General features: G+C 75.0%; 10 protein-coding genes and 3 pseudogenes. 6 read left to right on the plus strand and 7 right to left on the minus strand.

Annotated features, from left to right (window positions below):
* Positions 1-54 precede the first annotated feature (54 nt).
* The 3 genes from SL103_RS20950 to SL103_RS20960 form a co-directional block, all read right to left on the minus strand.
* Complete coding sequence (locus tag SL103_RS20950; RefSeq protein WP_069570509.1) at positions 55-801, minus strand: GntR family transcriptional regulator; 747 nt, start codon at positions 799-801, stop codon at positions 55-57.
* A gap of 367 nt (positions 802-1,168) precedes the next feature.
* The gene (locus SL103_RS20955) at positions 1,169-2,053 is read right to left on the minus strand and encodes an RNA polymerase sigma-70 factor (protein WP_069570510.1); all 885 of its coding nucleotides are present in this window, start codon (positions 2,051-2,053) and stop codon (positions 1,169-1,171) included.
* 121 nt (positions 2,054-2,174) lie between these two features.
* Positions 2,175-2,579 carry a VOC family protein gene (locus SL103_RS20960; protein WP_069570511.1) on the minus strand — a complete coding sequence of 135 codons (405 nt, stop codon included), beginning with the start codon at positions 2,577-2,579 and terminating at the stop codon, positions 2,175-2,177.
* Between the two features lie 247 nt (positions 2,580-2,826).
* Here SL103_RS20960 and SL103_RS20965 point away from each other — a divergent pair, with 247 nt between their 5' ends.
* The 5 genes and pseudogenes from SL103_RS20965 to SL103_RS39640 form a co-directional block, all read left to right on the plus strand.
* Complete coding sequence (locus tag SL103_RS20965; RefSeq protein ID WP_069570512.1) at positions 2,827-4,401, plus strand: alkaline phosphatase D family protein; 1,575 nt, start codon at positions 2,827-2,829, stop codon at positions 4,399-4,401.
* An 83-nt stretch (positions 4,402-4,484) separates the two neighbouring features.
* Entirely contained in the window at positions 4,485-5,885 is a 1,401-nt protein-coding gene (locus tag SL103_RS20970; RefSeq protein ID WP_069570513.1) for a GNAT family N-acetyltransferase, read from the plus strand.
* A gap of 173 nt (positions 5,886-6,058) precedes the next feature.
* Entirely contained in the window at positions 6,059-7,753 is a 1,695-nt protein-coding gene (locus SL103_RS20975) for a DUF885 domain-containing protein (protein ID WP_069570514.1), read from the plus strand.
* Between the two features lie 78 nt (positions 7,754-7,831).
* Positions 7,832-8,728: pseudogene (locus SL103_RS39635) on the plus strand (ATP-grasp domain-containing protein); the annotation flags it as partial.
* A gap of 63 nt (positions 8,729-8,791) precedes the next feature.
* Positions 8,792-9,121: pseudogene (locus tag SL103_RS39640) on the plus strand (GNAT family N-acetyltransferase); the annotation flags it as partial.
* Between the two features lie 114 nt (positions 9,122-9,235).
* Here the strand turns inward: SL103_RS39640 and SL103_RS36375 are convergent.
* Positions 9,236-9,476: pseudogene (locus tag SL103_RS36375) on the minus strand (SDR family oxidoreductase); the annotation flags it as partial.
* A gap of 41 nt (positions 9,477-9,517) precedes the next feature.
* Positions 9,518-10,015 (minus strand): rhodanese-like domain-containing protein, encoded by a 498-nt coding sequence (locus tag SL103_RS20985; RefSeq protein ID WP_069570515.1) that lies wholly within the window; start codon positions 10,013-10,015, stop codon positions 9,518-9,520.
* Positions 10,016-10,109: 94 nt separating this feature from the next.
* Between SL103_RS20985 and SL103_RS20990 the strand changes: the two genes are divergently transcribed.
* Positions 10,110-10,556, plus strand: coding sequence for an Lrp/AsnC family transcriptional regulator (locus tag SL103_RS20990; RefSeq protein WP_069570516.1), 447 nt, complete (start codon positions 10,110-10,112; stop codon positions 10,554-10,556).
* A 32-nt stretch (positions 10,557-10,588) separates the two neighbouring features.
* On the opposite strand, the gene SL103_RS20995 is transcribed toward SL103_RS20990, so the two are convergent.
* Positions 10,589-13,813 carry an AAA family ATPase gene (locus SL103_RS20995; protein ID WP_069570517.1) on the minus strand — a complete coding sequence of 1,075 codons (3,225 nt, stop codon included), beginning with the start codon at positions 13,811-13,813 and terminating at the stop codon, positions 10,589-10,591.
* Positions 13,810-14,976 (minus strand): exonuclease SbcCD subunit D, encoded by a 1,167-nt coding sequence (locus SL103_RS21000; RefSeq protein WP_069570518.1) that lies wholly within the window; start codon positions 14,974-14,976, stop codon positions 13,810-13,812. Before SL103_RS21000 ends, SL103_RS20995 begins: the two co-directional genes overlap by 4 nt.
* Positions 14,977-15,003: the final 27 nt, after the last annotated feature.

The raw sequence follows: 15,003 nt of genomic DNA on the forward strand, positions 1-15,003 counted from the left end.
GAGTCGGCGGCTGCCGGGGCCCGTTGCTCGGCCCCGCCCGTGGGGGGCGGCGGCTCAGCCGGCCAGCAGCGGCACCGCGTCGGTCTCGCCGAAGGTCAGCCGGCAGGTGTCCGCGCGGTAGGTGGACACCGCGACGGCGGCCGGGCGGCCCGCGGAGACGTAGCGGGTCGTCACGACGAGCACGGGCGCGCCGGGCAGCCGGTCGAGCTGCTTGGCGTCCTCCGCGCGGGCCGAACCGAGCTCGACCGTGCGGTCCTGGCCGTCCAGCTCCCGTTCCTGCAGCGCGCGCAGCACCGCACGGGCCCGGCCCGGTGCGCTGAGCGAGGCCGCCGCAGTGCAGTCGGGGACGGTGGCCGCCGGGACGTAGAGGAGTTCCGCGGCGACGGGCTGGCCGTGCGTGACCCGGCTGCGGCGCACGATGTGCACCTGCTCGCCGGGGGCGGTCTCCAGCAGACGGGCCACCGGCGCGGGCACGGTGTCGCTGGTGGCGGCGTCGACCGGCTGCCAGTCGTCGCCGGGGGTGCCGGGCCAGGTGTGCCGGGCGGGGTCGACGGCGACGCCGACGCGCGGCGGGGCGACCGTGGTGCCCACGCCGCGGCGCCGCTGCAGCCTGCCCTCCAGTTCCAGCTGTTCGAGCGCCTGCCGGAGCGTGGCGCGGGCGACGCCGAAGCGTGCCGCCAGCTCACGTTCGTTGGGCAGAATCTCGCCGACCGCGAACTCCGAGTCCAGCGCTTCGCTGAGCACGGTCTTGAGGTGCCAGTACTTCGGTTCCGGCGCCGTTTCGAGCTGCGTGGTCCCCACCCTGTCCTCCGCACTGGCCATTGCCCCGCGGGGCGGCGCTCCCATGGAGCCGGGCCCGCACCCGGGCCGTGCTGACGGGCCCGTACGCGCGCGTCCGTTTATGAGCGCTTCTTTATTAAAGGTTGTTGCAGTATCCCGACGATATGGCTGCCTCCACCCTTGGTCAAGACCAATCCCGCACCCGATTGGCCCCTCCCGGCCGTACGCATGGCCCCGCGTCACCTGGTGCGTGCCGAACTCCCGGGCCGGGCACGGGGACAGCGGCCCGGGGCGGGGCGCGGCCATATGGCGGTACCCCGCCGCGCGGCTGCCGCGCGGCGGGGTACCGGTGCTCCGCGGCCTCCGGGAGCGGGCCGCGGGCCGTCGCTCAGCCGGCCGCCAGCGCCGCCAGCTTGTCGGGGTTGCGCACGATGTAGACCGTCTGGATCCGGCCGTCCTTGACGCCGAGCTGGATGACGGAGTCCGGCACCTCCCCGACGTGCCCCAACAGCGCGATGCCGCCGTTGAGTTCGCGGACGGTGAATTCCAGGCCGGGCGGTGCGGACCGGGCGACGCCGAAGAGGAAGCGGGCGATCTTGTCCGCGGACTCGATGACCCGCAGCGGCGCCTTGGCCTTGCCGCCGCTGTCGCCGACCAGCCGCGCGTCCGTCGCGAGCAGGGAGAGGAGCCCCTGCAGGTCGTCGCCGGCCGCCGCGGCCAGGAACCGCTCGGTCAGATCGCGCTGCTGCTCGGGGTCGACGTCGTAGCGCGGCCGGCCGTCCTCCACGTGCTTGCGGGCCCGGCCGGCCAGTTGGCGCACCGCGGCCTCGCTGCGGTCCAGGGCGGTGGCGATCTCCGCGTACGGATAGCCGAACGCCTCGCGCAGCACGAACACCGCGCGCTCCAGCGGGGAGAGCGACTCCATGACGACGAGCACGGCGAGGGTGACGGACTCGGTGAACACCGTCCGTTCGGCGCCGTCCGGCGCGGTGCCGACGGCGTCGGTCGCGAGCGGTTCCGGCAGCCAGGGCCCGACGTAGGACTCGCGGCGCGCCTGGACCTGCCGCAGCCGGTCGATGGCGAGCCGGGTGGTGATCCGTACGAGGAAGGCGCGCGGCTCGCGCACCTGGGTCCGGTCCGCGCCCGACCAGCGCAACCAGGCGTCCTGGACGACGTCCTCGGCGTCGGCCACCCGGCCGAGCATGCGGTAGGCCACCCCGAACAGCACGGGGCGGTGGTCTTCGAAGACATCGGTCGCGGTTTCCTTCAGCACCCTTCCATCCCAGCGGGCCGTCACCGCGTTGTCCAGCGAAAACGGCGCGGTGCGACGCGCGCCACGGCCGCGCCGGCGGGCGGAGACGCCTCGCCCCGAGGGGCGAACGCCGGGGCGTGTTTCAGGAGTTGGACCAGTCGCGGCGGGAGAGCACCAGCCGGTACCCGTCGGGGTCCTCCAGGGTGACCCCCCACTCGTCCCAGTACGGGTTGTACGCCGCGACCCGCGTACCGCCGGCGCGCTCCAGCCGCTCGATCAGCTCGACCGGCACCTCCTCGCCCAGGTAGACGACGAGCAGGTCGTCGGCGGTCGGGGAGGGCAGGTGCGTCCCGGTCGGGTCGAAGGTCAGCTCCAGATGCCACCGGGCGTCCGGCCAGCCGAGCATCAGCAGGGCGTGCTCGGTGCCCTCGGAGGCGTGCCGGTAGAGCTCCGTCAGGCCCAGTCCGTCTTTCCAGAAGCGTGCGGCGGCGGCCAGATCGCGGGACGGGCGGGCGATGCGGATGGGGGCGGAGCCGTTGGCCGGCATGCGGTGTCACCTTCCTCGGGGCCGCCGTGCGGCGGCGCGTACCGGGACCGTAAACGCCCCGGTCGCGTCCTGGCGATCGGCCGATGGTCTTGCGACCATGGCCCGGGCCCGGTGGGTCGCGGGACCCACGCCCCGGGGTGCGGCCGGGACCGAACGGGCCGCTGTTCACCATCCGTTCCACCACCCGGCACCGAACACCGATACGAACAAGTCAGCACCGAGTCCGGTCGAGGCATGGAGGTTTCAGATGGCGCAGGGATCCGGCGGCGGTTTCGGACGGCGATCGTTGCTGCAGGGCGCGGCGGCGGGTTCCGCGGCGCTGACGCTGCCCGTGCTCTCCGGCGCCGCGCCGGCGCAGGCCCGCAGCGGCCGGCCGGGCGCCGACTGGGGCGTGCAGGTGGGTGACGTGACCACGTCCTCGGGCCTGGTGTGGGTGCGCGCGGACCGGCCGGCGCGGATGGTGGTGCAGACCGCGGCGACCGAGTCGTTCCGCAACGCCAGGACGTGGCACGGTCCGGTGCTGGGGGCGGGGACGGACTTCACCGGCGTCACCTCGCTGCACGGGCTGCCGGCCGGGGAGCAGATCCACTACCGGGTGCTGCTGGCCGACCCGGACGATCCCCGGCGGTCCGGCGAGCCGGTCACCGGTACCTTCCGTACGGCCCCCGGCGACCGGCGGCAGGACGTCCGCTTCCACTGGTCGGGCGACCTCGCGGGCCAGGGCTGGGGCATCAACCCGGAGCGCGGCGGCTACCGCGTCTACGAGGACATGCGGCGCCGGAACCCGGACTTCTTCCTGTGCAGCGGCGACAACATCTACGCGGACAACCCGATCACCGAGAAGGTGACGCTCCCGGACGGCCGGATCTGGCGGAACGTGACGACCGAGGAGAAGGCGAAGGTCGCCGAGACGCTCGCGGAGTTCCGTGGCGCGTTCCGCTACAACCTGCTGGACGACAATCTGCGCCGGTTCAACGCCCAGGTGCCCACGATCACGCAGTGGGACGACCACGAGGTGCACAACAACTGGTACCCGGGGCAGTTGCTGGCGGACGACAGGTACACCGAGAAGGACGCCGATGTGCTCTCCGCGCGGTCGCTGCGCGCCTTCGGCGAGTACTTCCCGATCCGGACGCTGCGGCCGGACGGCGGCGGCCGGGTCTACCGGGTGGTGCGCCACGGTCCGCTGCTCGACGTGTTCGTGCTGGACATGCGCCGCTACCGCAACGCGAACTCGCCGGACCGGCAGACCGACGATCCGCAGGGCATCCTGGGCGCCGAGCAGCTGCGCTGGCTCAAGCGGGAGCTGTCCCGCTCGCACGCGGTGTGGAAGGTGATCGCCTCCGACATGCCGCTGGGCCTGGTCGTGCCCGACGGCAAGACCGACTTCGAGGCGGTGGCACAGGGGGATCCGGGCGCTCCCCTGGGGCGCGAGCTGCAGATCGCCGAGCTGCTGCGGCACATCAAGCACGCCGGCATCACCGGCACCCTGTGGCTGACGGCGGACGTGCACTACACGTCGGCGCAGCACTACGCACCGGAGCGGGCCGCCTTCAAGGATTTCGCGCCCTTCTGGGAGTTCGTGTCGGGGCCGCTGAACGCGGGCGGGTTCCAGGCCGTGAAGCTTGATGGAACCTTCGGGCCCGAGCAGGCGTTCATCAAGGCACCGGACCGTGCCAACACCTCCCCCGCGGAGAGTCCGCAGTACTTCGGCGAGATCGACATCGACGGGGGCAGCGGGGAGTTGACGGTGCGGTTGCGTCAGGAGGGTGGAGAGGTGCTGTTCAGCAAGGTGCTCCAACCGGGACGGGTAGGACAGTAGAAACGAATGCGCCGATTGCGTCTTTTACCCGTCGGACACAATGTGTTGGCGATCAGGCAACACCTGTCGGCGAGGCTGTATGCATGACTGAAGCATCCTCTGCCCGTTCCGCCCGTCGCCACCACTGGCGGCGGGACGTCGTCGAGCTGGCCGCCCTGTTCACGGCCGTGGCGGTGGCCGACGCCGTCGCCAACACCGTCGCCCACGGCCCGTCGGGCCCGGTGCTGCTGTGCGCCTCGGCGGTGGCCCTGCTGGCCACGGCGGTCTTCCACATCTGGTGGTCACGACGCCACGAGAACGCCCCGCCGCCGACCGATACCGGCGCCACGGCGGCGTCCCCCACCGGCCGGGCCCCGGCGGCCGGCGGCCAGGAGACGACGCTGTGGCGGATGCGGACCACCGTCCGCGACGAACCGGGCAGCCTGGCCGAGCTGTGCACGGCGCTGGCCGCCCGGCAGGTGGACATCCTCAGCCTGCAGACCCATCCGCTGTCCGACGGAACGGTCGACGAGTTCCTGCTGCGCGCGCCCGGCTCGCTGGCCCCCGGGGAGCTGACCCGTACGGTGGCCGGCGCGGGCGGTCTGCACAGCTGGCTGGAGCGGGCCGACGCGCACGACCTCGTGGACGCGCCGACCCGGATGCTGGGCCTGGCGACCCGCACGGCCCTCGACTCCGCCGAACTCCCGCTCGCACTACGCCAGTTGCTGGGGCGCTGCACGATCCACTCGGTGCCCGCCCGCTCGCTGACCGGTCAGCCGCTCGCAGAGCCGGTGCCCGCCGAGGGCGTACTGGAGGACCACGTCATGAAGTTCCGCGACCCCTCCGGGGGGTCCCTGACCATCGAAAGGCCGCAGTTGCCGTTCACCCCCACCGAGTTCGCGCGGGTCCGCGCGCTGGTCGAGCTGGACGCCCGGCTCGGCCAGCGGGTGCCGCCGCGGCGTGAGGTGCTCACGCTCCCGGAGGGCAACGAGATCACCGTCCGCCGGGCCGACACCTCCGACCTGGCGGCGGCCCGCGAGATGCACGACCGCTGCTCGCCACGGACCCTGGCGCTGCGCTACCACGGCCCGGTCGGTGACGCGGACCGCTACCTCGGGCACCTGCTCAGCCCCCGCTTCGGCCGCACCCTCGCGGTGGAGACCGCCTCCGGCCGGCTGGTGGCGCTCGGCCATCTGCTGTGGGACGGCGACGAGACCGAGGTCGCCCTGCTGGTCGAGGACTCCTGGCAGCAGCGCGGTATCGGCGCGGAGCTGCTGCGCCGGCTGGTGACGATGGCGGACGAGACCGGCTGCGAGAGCGTCTACGCGATCACCCAGGCGTCCAACACGGGGATGGTGGCGGCGATGCGCGGTCTCGGCCTGCCGCTGGACTACCAGATAGAGGAAGGCACGCTCGTGATCACGGCCCGCCCGGCGGGTGTGCCCGCCGCCCGGCCGGAGACCCGCGAGGGTGTCCGCGTCCAGGACGGCACCGGCCGCCGCTGACGGCCGCAGCGCGTGCCCCCGAGCGGCACGGAACGGCCACCGCGACCGCGGCCGGCCGGGCGCAGTACCGACGCCCGGCCGGCCGCGCCGCGGGCCGCGGCACCGTAAAACGACAGGAACGTACCGGCTGTTGGTGGTGACGCGGCGGGGTGATCCGTACGAGGATGGCCGGCATGTCCAACACCACTACCCCCACCGGCGGCCCGCTGCCCCGCCAGGTCGCCGACGCCTATGTCGACGCCCTCGTCGACCTGGACCCGATCACCGGAACCTTCCTCGGCATCCCCGAGAGTTCCGACAAGCTCCCCGACTTCTCGCCGACGGGCCAGGAGGCGGTGGCCCAGCTCGCCCGTACGACGCTGGACAGGCTCGCCGAGGCCGAGGCCCGGCCGGGCGCGGACAGCACCGCCGAGCAGGTCTGCGCCCGGCTGCTGCGCGAGCGGCTGACCGCCGAGCTGGCGGTGCACGAGGCCGGCGAGCGCCTGCGCACGGTCAGCAACCTCAGCTCCCCGCTGCACCACGTCCGTGAGGTCTTCACGGTCACCCCGGCGGAGACCGAGGAGGACTGGGCGGCCATCGACCGGCGGCTGCGGGCCGTACCGGCCGCGCTGGAGGGCTACCGCGCCGCCCTCGACGCCGGCCTCAAGCGCGATCTGCCCGCCGGCCCGCTACAGGTGCGCACCGTCATCGGTCAGTTGGACGAGTGGATCGGCACCGGCCGCAGCTGGTTCGCGGAGTTCACCGAGGCCGGCCCGGACGCGCTGCGCGCCGAGCTGACCGAGGCCGCCGAGGTGGCGACCGGCGCCCTGGTGGAGCTGCGCGACTGGTTCCGGGACAGCTACGCCCCGGCTGTCGAGGGCGCGCCGGACGTGGTGGGCCGGGAGCGCTACGCCCGTCTCGCGCGCTACTACAACGGTGCCGACGTCGACGCCGACGAGGCGTACGCGTACGGCTGGTCGGAGTTCCACCGGCTGCTGGCCGAGATGGAGACCGAGGCGGAGAAGGTCCTGCCCGGTGCGAAGACCCCGTGGGAGGCGCTGGCCTGGTGCGACGAGCACGGTGAGGCGATCGAGGGCGTCGAGGAGACCCGGCGGTGGCTGCAGTCGCTCATGGACGAGGCCATCGAGTCGCTGGACGGCACCCACTTCGAGCTGGCCGAGCGGGTCCGCCGGGTCGAGTCGCGGATCGCCCCGGCCGGCAGCGCGGCCGCCCCGTACTACACCCCGCCGACGCTGGACTTCTCCCGGCCCGGCCGCACCTGGCTGCCGACGATGGGCGAGACCCGCTTCCCGGCGTACGACCTGGTCTCCACCTGGTACCACGAGGGCGTGCCCGGCCATCACCTCCAGCTGGCGCAGTGGGTCCACGTCGCCGACCGGCTCTCGCGTTACCAGACGACGGTGGGCATCGTCAGCGCCAACGCCGAGGGCTGGGCGCTGTACGCCGAGCGCCTCATGGACGAGCTGGGCTTCCTGACGAACGCCGAGCGGCGGCTCGGCTATCTGGACGCGCAGATGATGCGCGCGGTGCGGGTCATCATCGACATCGGGATGCACCTGGAGCTGGAGATCCCCGCGGACTCGCCCTTCCACCCGGGTGAGCGCTGGACGCCGCAGCTGGCGCACGAGTTCTTCGCGCGGCACAGCAGCCGCCCGGCGGACTTCGTCGAGAGCGAGATCATCCGCTACCAGGGCATGGCCGGTCAGGCCATCGGCTACAAGCTCGGTGAGCGGGTCTGGCTCAAGGGCCGGGAGGCGGCCCGCGCCCGGCACGGCGCGGACTTCGACCTCAAGGCGTGGCACATGGCCGCGCTGTCGCAGGGCTCCCTGGGCCTGGACGATCTCCTGAGCGAGCTGTCGGCGCTCTGACCGGGGCGTACGGGGCGGCGGCCGGCCACGGCGAAAGGGTGTTGTGGCCGGCCGCCGCCGTCCGTAGGGTCCGTGGGCATGACGGTGGACCCCGCGGCGGACCGGCCGCTCTTCCTGTTCTCCGGAGATCCGCTGCGCCCGCGGCGTACCGATCCGCAGTTCGCCCCGGAGGCCGCCGCGGCGCGGTCGGCCGGTGCGGCGACCGCGGTGCTCGACCACGAGGCGCTGCTGGCCGGGCGCGCCGCGGAAGCGGTGCTGCGGGTGCCGCGTGGCGCCGGCCCCGTCTGGTACCGCGGCTGGATGCTGTCCGCCGGCCGCTACGCCGCCCTCGCCGAAGCGCTCACCGCCCGTGGCGGCCGGCTGCTGACCTCGCCCGCCGCCTACCGCACCGCCCACGAACTCCCCGGCTGGTACGAGGCGTTCCGCCCGCTGACCCCGCGGAGCGTCTGGCTGCCCTGCGCGCCCGGTGCGGCGCCCGCGCCCGCGGCGCTGGCCCGGCTCGCCGGTCCGCTCACCGCGCCGGGCCGGCGCCGCCCGCTGGTCGTCAAGGACTGGGTGAAGTCGCGTAAGCACGAATGGGACGAGGCGGCGTACGTCCCGGACGCCGCCGACACCGAACGCCTCGCCGCGGTCGTCGGCCGGTTCGTCGCGCTCCAGGAGGAGTCCCTGACCGGCGGGGTGGTGCTGCGCGCCTTCGAGGAGTACGACCGGGCGGTGGGCGAGGCACGGGTGTGGTGGGTGGACGGCGAGCCGGTGCTGACCGGCGCGCACCCCGACACCCCCGTACTGCGCCCCGTCCCCGAGCTGGCCCATGTGGCCGCGCCGGTACGGCAGTTGGGGCTGCGCTTCTGCACCACGGACCTGGCGTTGCGCGCCGACGGCGTCTGGCGGGTGGTGGAGGTCGGTGACGGGCAGGTCAGCGGGCTGCCGGCGGACGCCGACCCCCACCCGCTGTTCGAAGCGCTGGTCACCGCGGGGGCCGGCGGTCCGCTGACGCTCTCCTCCGGGCGGGTGGCGCTGCGCGCCCTGCTCCCGTCGGTGGCGGCGCGGGTCGCGGACGGGGACCCGGCCGGGTTCGACTGGATCGACGGGGGGCCGTCGGAGACCACCTCGGGTGCTGCCGGGATCGCCGTGCGCGCCGCGGCGGCCGGCAGTTACCGCCCGGGGTGGGGCGTCTTCATCCTGACCGACGCGGTCGCCGGCACGGCGCTGGGCAGCATCGGCTTCCACGGCCCGCCGGACGGCACCGGCTTCGTGGAGATGGGCTACGACCTCTCGCCGTCCGCCCGCGGCGCCGGCTGGGCGACCGAGGCGGCACGGCTGCTGGCCGGCTGGGCGGCCGCCCAGCCCGGCGTACGGACGGTGGGCGCGCTCACCGAGCCGGCGAACGTCCCCTCGCAGCGGGTCCTGGAACGGGCCGGTTTCCGGTTCGCCGGGAGCGCGACGGGCTGCGCGCCTACGAGATCGACGGCACCGCCGGGGTCAATGCCTGAATCCCGCTTGGGAGTTGATGACCTCACCGGTGATCCGGGCGGCTTCGTCGGTGGCGAGCCAGGCGATCAGCCGGGCCGGGTCGTCGGGTGTGCCCCACCGTCCGCCGGGAAAGCGGGCGGCGCCCCGCTCGCGCAGCGCACCGACCGCGTAGGGCGACCTCGTCGGGCATACCGCCGCCGCGGTCCTGGCCCGAGGTCATCATCGCGAGCCGGCCGCCCGGCGGTCCCGGGGCGCGCCGGGTGACGCGCGGACGCCGGACCGCGGGCCGCCTCAGCAGCCGCAGTCCTCGGCTCCCACGGGTGCCGTCAGCGGGTCGGCGGGGCGGTGCCGGGGGCCCTGCCAGGTCTCGACCTCGTATCCCTCGCGGATCCAGTACTCGATGCCGCCGAGCATCTCCTTGACGCGGTAGCCGAGCCGGGCGAGCGCGAGGGCGGCGCGGGTGGCGCCGTCGCAGCCGGGGCCCCAGCAGTACACGACGACCGGGACCGCCCGGTCCAGCAGCCCCGCCGCGTCCGCTGCGATCCGGGCGGTGGGCAGGTGCCGGGCGCCCGGGACGTGCCCCTGGTCCCAGGCCGCGGTGCTCCGGGAGTCGATGACGACGAAGTCGGCGGTACCGGCCGCCAGCGCGGTGTGCACATCGGCGACATCGGTGTGGAAGGCGAGGCGGGCGGCGAAGTACGCGGCGGCGTCGGCGGGCGCGGCGGGCGGGGCGGCCGGTACGGCGCCGGGGGCGGCGTGGGCCGCGGGCTGCGGCGTCGGTGTGATCATGGCCGATAATTTACGGTTCGCCCGCGCGGCCCTGAAGTGAAGATCACCGGCAAAAACCTTGATATGCCGGTGATTCCACTGCTAGACAGCGCAGATGACCGGTTATTCCCCCGACGCCACCGACTGGCGCATCCTCGACGTCCTGCAGCACAACGGCCGGGCCGGCTACGCCGAGCTGGCCCGCGCGGTGAACATGTCCGCCAGCGCGGTCACCGAACGCGTCCGGCGGCTGGAGGAGGCAGGGGTGATCTCCGGTTACGCCGCGGTCGTCGACCCGGAGCGGGTCGGCCTGCCGGTCCTGGCCTTCGTCCGGCTGCGCTACCCCAACGGCAACTACAAGCCGTTCCACGATCTGCTGGAGTCCACCCCGGAGATCCTGGAGGCGCACCACGTCACCGGCGACGACTGCTTCGTCATCAAGGTGGCCGCCCGCTCGATGCGGCACCTGGAGGAGGTGTCCGGCCGGATCGGCGCCCTCGGCTCGGTGACGACCAGCGTCGTCTACTCCTCACCGCTCCCCCGCCGCCCCGTCGGCCGGTGATCCGCGGCCGCCCGCCCCGCTGACGGCCCGGCTCAGTCGCGTACGCGGTGCCGGACCGTCGAGCCGGACCGGTCCTTGACGACCTCCAGCTGGGCCGGGATCCGCGCCTTGAGGTCGGCGACGTGGCTGACGATCCCGACGCTGCGGTCGCGTTCGCGCAGCGAGTCCAGGACGTCCAGCACCTCGTCGAGGGTCTGCTCGTCCAGGCTGCCGAACCCCTCGTCGATGAAGAGGGTGTCCAGCCGGGTGCCGCCGGCCTCGTCGGTGACGACGTCGGCGAGGCCGAGCGCCAGCGCCAGCGAGGCGAAGAAGGTCTCGCCGCCGGAGAGGCTGGCGGTGTCCCGCTCGTGTCCGGTCCACGCGTCGATGACGTGCAGCCCGAGGCCGGAGCGCCGGGCGCCGCCGGCCCGCTCGTCGGAGTGCACGAGGGTGTAGCGGCCGGCCGACATCCGCTGCAGCCGGGCTCCGGCGGCGGCCGCGACCTGCTCCAGCCGGGCCGCGAGGACGTAGGACTCCAGCCGCATCCGGCGCTCGTTCTCGCTGGAGGTGCCGGCGGCCAGCGCGGCGAGCCCGGCGATACGGTCGTGGTCGGCGCGCAGCGGGGCCAGCCGGCGGACGTCGTCCTCGGCGTGGGCGGAGAGCCGGTCGAGGGCGGCGCAGCGCTCCTCGGCCGCCGCCCGGGCGGCCGAGGCGGTCCGCAGCCGCTCCGAAGCGGCCTGGTCGGCGGCGTACGCGGCGTCCGGGTCGGCGGGCGGGAGCCGGTCCGCGGCGAGCGCCTCGGGGTCGGCGAGTTCGGCCTCCACCGCGGCCGACTCGCTCTGCCAGTCGTCGAGCCGCTGCTGGAGCGCACCCCACTCGTCGTCCTTCAGCAGCGCCTCGGCGGCCGCCCGGGGCGTGTCGAAGCCGGCCCCGTGGGCGGCGTCGGAGGCCCGGGCGTCGGCCTCCTTGAGCCGCTGGGCGCAGGAGGCCGCCGTACGGGACGCCTCGGCCGCCGCGGCGAGCAGCGTCACCTGCCGCTCCAGCCGGGCGGCCCGCTCCGCGACGCTCGCGCTGTCGCCCCGCGCCCGGGTCAACTCCTCGTCCAGTGCGGCCTGTTCGCGGTCCAGCGCCTCGCGGTGCGAGGTCCGGGCGGCGGACCGGCGTTCGGCCTGCTGCTGCTCGGCGCGGCGTCGTTCGTACTCCCGCTCGGCACGGTCCAGCGCCTCGCGTGCCGCGTGCAGGTCCGCGCCGAGCGCACGGCTGTCGGCCAGTTCGGCGCGCAACTCCTCGGCCTGTGCGGCGAGTTCGCCGGTGGCCGCGGCACCGGCCGCCGCCGTCGCCGCGGCGCGTGCCTCGCCGAGGGTCCGGCAGTGGGCCTCCGCCTGCTGCCGGGTCTCCTCGGCGCGGTGGTGCGCGGCCAGCGCGGCCTCCTCGGTGGCCCGGTCGACGTGGCCGGCGCCGGCCCGGGCCGGGTCCGGGTGCTCGGTGGCACCGCAGACCGCGCACGCCTCCCCGTCGCGCAGCCCGTCGGCGAGTTCGGCGGCGATGCCCCGCAGCCGCCGCTCCTTGAGATCGAGCCAGTGTTCATGCGCGACCGCGGCCCGCTCCCTGGCGGCGAGCAGCGCGCCCTCCGCGGAGCGTGCCTCGTCGTCGAGCCGGTCGCGTCGGCGGGCCGCGGCGAGCCGTTCCTCGGCCGGGCCGATCCGCGCGCCGAGCTGCTCGGCACGGACCGCGGCCTCCTGCGCGGCTTCGATGCGCTGCTGGTGGGCGCGGCGGACACCGTCCCAGGCGGCGAGCCAGTCCGCGGCGTCCAGCAGTGTCTGCTCGTCGGCGCGCGCCTCGCGGTCGAGGGCGGTGCGCTCCAGGGCGAGGTCCGCGGCCCGGCGTTCGGCCCGTCGGGCGGCCGCGAGCGATCCCAGATCCTCCCGTGCCGCCCGCTCCTCCGCGGCCAGCCGGTCGCTGTCGGCGTCCGCGAGTGCGGGCGGCAGCGGGGCACGGTGGGTGCGCTCGGCGCGCTGTGCCGCGTCCAGCTCGCGCCAGGCCGCCTCGCGCAGGGCGAGCGCGGGCGCGACCTCGGCGGCCGTGCGGGCCCGCGCCAGCCGGTCGCGGGTACGGGCCCGCTCCTCGGCGTCCGTGTCGAGCAGGGCGGCGCGGCGACGGGCGGCTGCGTAGCGCTGCTGGAGCCGGTGCCGCTCACGGGCCTCGGCCAGCTCCCCGGCCGCGGTCCGCCCGGCCTCCTCGGCGGCGCACACCGCGGCGTGGGCGACCGCCAGTCGCTCGCGTGCGCTCACCCTCGCGACGGCGGCCCTGGCCAGCACCGCGTCGGCGAATCCCGGCTCGCCCACCCCGGGTGCGGCGGTGTCGGCACCGGCCGGTGCCGCGGAGGAGGCCGCCGCGGCCCGCCGGCCGGCTCCCGCCTGGCCCGGGACGGTCGCGGTCACCGTCGCCGTACCCGCCCCGCCGGCCTCCGCGCGGCTCCGCCGGCCGCCCGCGGCGCGCCCGGCCGTGCCCTGCGCCGCCCGCCCGGCCCGGCCCGCCGCCGGGGCCGAGGTACCGGTGAAGAAGTCTTCGAGGCCGTCGAAGTCGGCGCTCTCCCCGGCCGCCTGCGCCATCCGGTGCGCGAGCGCCAGCAGCCGCTCGTCGCCCGCCGCGACCTGGTCGGCGGCCGCCCGGCGCCGGGTGCCGAGCCGCTCTTCGAGCGCGGCGAACCGGCGGGTGTCGAAGAGCCGGCCCAGCAGCCGGGCACGGGCCTCCGCGTCGGCCCGCAGGAAGCGCGCGAAGTCCCCCTGCGGCAGCAGCACGACCTGGCAGAACTGCTCCTTGCTCATGCCGAGCAGCTGCCCGATCTCCTCACCGATCTCCTGGTGCGACCGGCTCAGCGCCTTCCAGCTGCCGTCCGCCCCGGCCTCGCCCGGTACGAACTCCCGCAGCCGGCTCTGCGCCTTCTCCCTCGTCGTACCGCTGCCGCGCTTCTTGGGGCGCGGCTGCTCGGGCAGCCTGGTGATCTCCAACCGCCGCCCGGCCACGGTCAGTTCGAGGACGACCTCGGTGAGGGTCTGCGGGTCGGCCAGGTCGCTGCGCAGCGCCTGGCCGCCGTGCCGCGCCCCGGGCACCGACCCGTACAGCGCGAAGCACACCGCGTCCAGCACCGAGGTCTTGCCCGCGCCCGTCGGCCCGTGCAGCAGGAACAGCCCGTCGCGGGCGAGCCGGTCGAAGTCGACGGTCTGGGTGCCGCGGAACGGGCCGAAGGCGGTCAGGGTGAGCCGGTGCAGTCTCATCGCGCGACCTCCGCCGCCATGTCCTCGGCGCGCACCTCGTCGATCGCCGAGCGCAGTTCGGCCCGCTCCTGCTCATCGGCGGCGCGGCCGGAGCGTACGTGTGCCACGAAGTCCTCGGCGATCTCCTGGTCGCTGCGTCCGCGCAGCCGCTGGGCGTAGGAGGCCGACGAGCGGGCCGGTCCCTCGTCGGGGTCGAAGACCAGGCTGAGGATGTGCGGGTAGCGCTTGACGAGCCGGGCCATCGGTTCGTGCGGGCGGACCGCGTCGGTGAGCGTGGCCTCCACCCAGGAGTCCTCGTGCCGGGCCAGCGCCGGATCGTCCAGCAGCCGGTCCAGCGGTCCCCGGATGCGGGCCAGCGCCCGCGGCACCGGCGCGTCCACCCGCTCCGCGTGCACCGCTCCGGTCTCGTCCAGCTCCACCAGCCACGACGTCTTGCGGTGGTCGGCCTCGGAGAAGGAGTAGGCGAGCGGCGATCCGGAGTAGCGGACCCGCTCGCTGAGGGTCTGGCAGCCGTGCAGGTGGCCGAGGGCGGCGTAGTCCACCCCGTCGAAGACGCCCGCGGGCACCGAGGCGACCCCGCCGACGGTGATGTCGCGCTCGCTGTCGCTGGCCGTGCCGCCGGTGACGAAGGCGTGCGCCAGCACCACCGAGCGCGTCCCGGCGGGCCGGTCGGCCAGGTCGGCCCGTACCCGGTCCATCGCCGCGCCGAGCACCGCCGCATGATCGGCCCGTTGTGCCCCGAGGGTCTCGCGCACCATGGCGGGCTCCAGGTACGGCAGCCCGTAGAACGCGACCGGCCCGTGCGCGTCACCGAGCAGTACGGGGGTGCCGCAGCCGGCGGGGTCGGTCCGCAGATGGATGCCGGCCCGCTCCATCAGCCCGGCGCCGACGCCGAGGCGGCGGGCGGAGTCGTGGTTGCCGGAGATCATCACGGTGGGGACGCCGAGCTCCGCGAGCCGGTGCAGCGCGTCGTCGAAGAGCTCGACGGCGGCGAGCGGCGGTACGGCCCGGTCGTAGACGTCGCCCGCGACCAGCACCGCGTCGACCTCGCGGGCCCGCACCGTCTCGACGAGGTGATCGAGGAAGGCTCGCTGGGCGGTGAGCAGGTTCACGCGGTGGAAGGACCGCCCGAGATGCCAGTCGGAGGTGTGCAGAAATCTCACGACACCGCTCCGACCTGCATGTTTTCT

Source organism: Streptomyces lydicus (assembly GCF_001729485.1).
Taxonomy (GTDB): domain Bacteria; phylum Actinomycetota; class Actinomycetes; order Streptomycetales; family Streptomycetaceae; genus Streptomyces; species Streptomyces lydicus_D.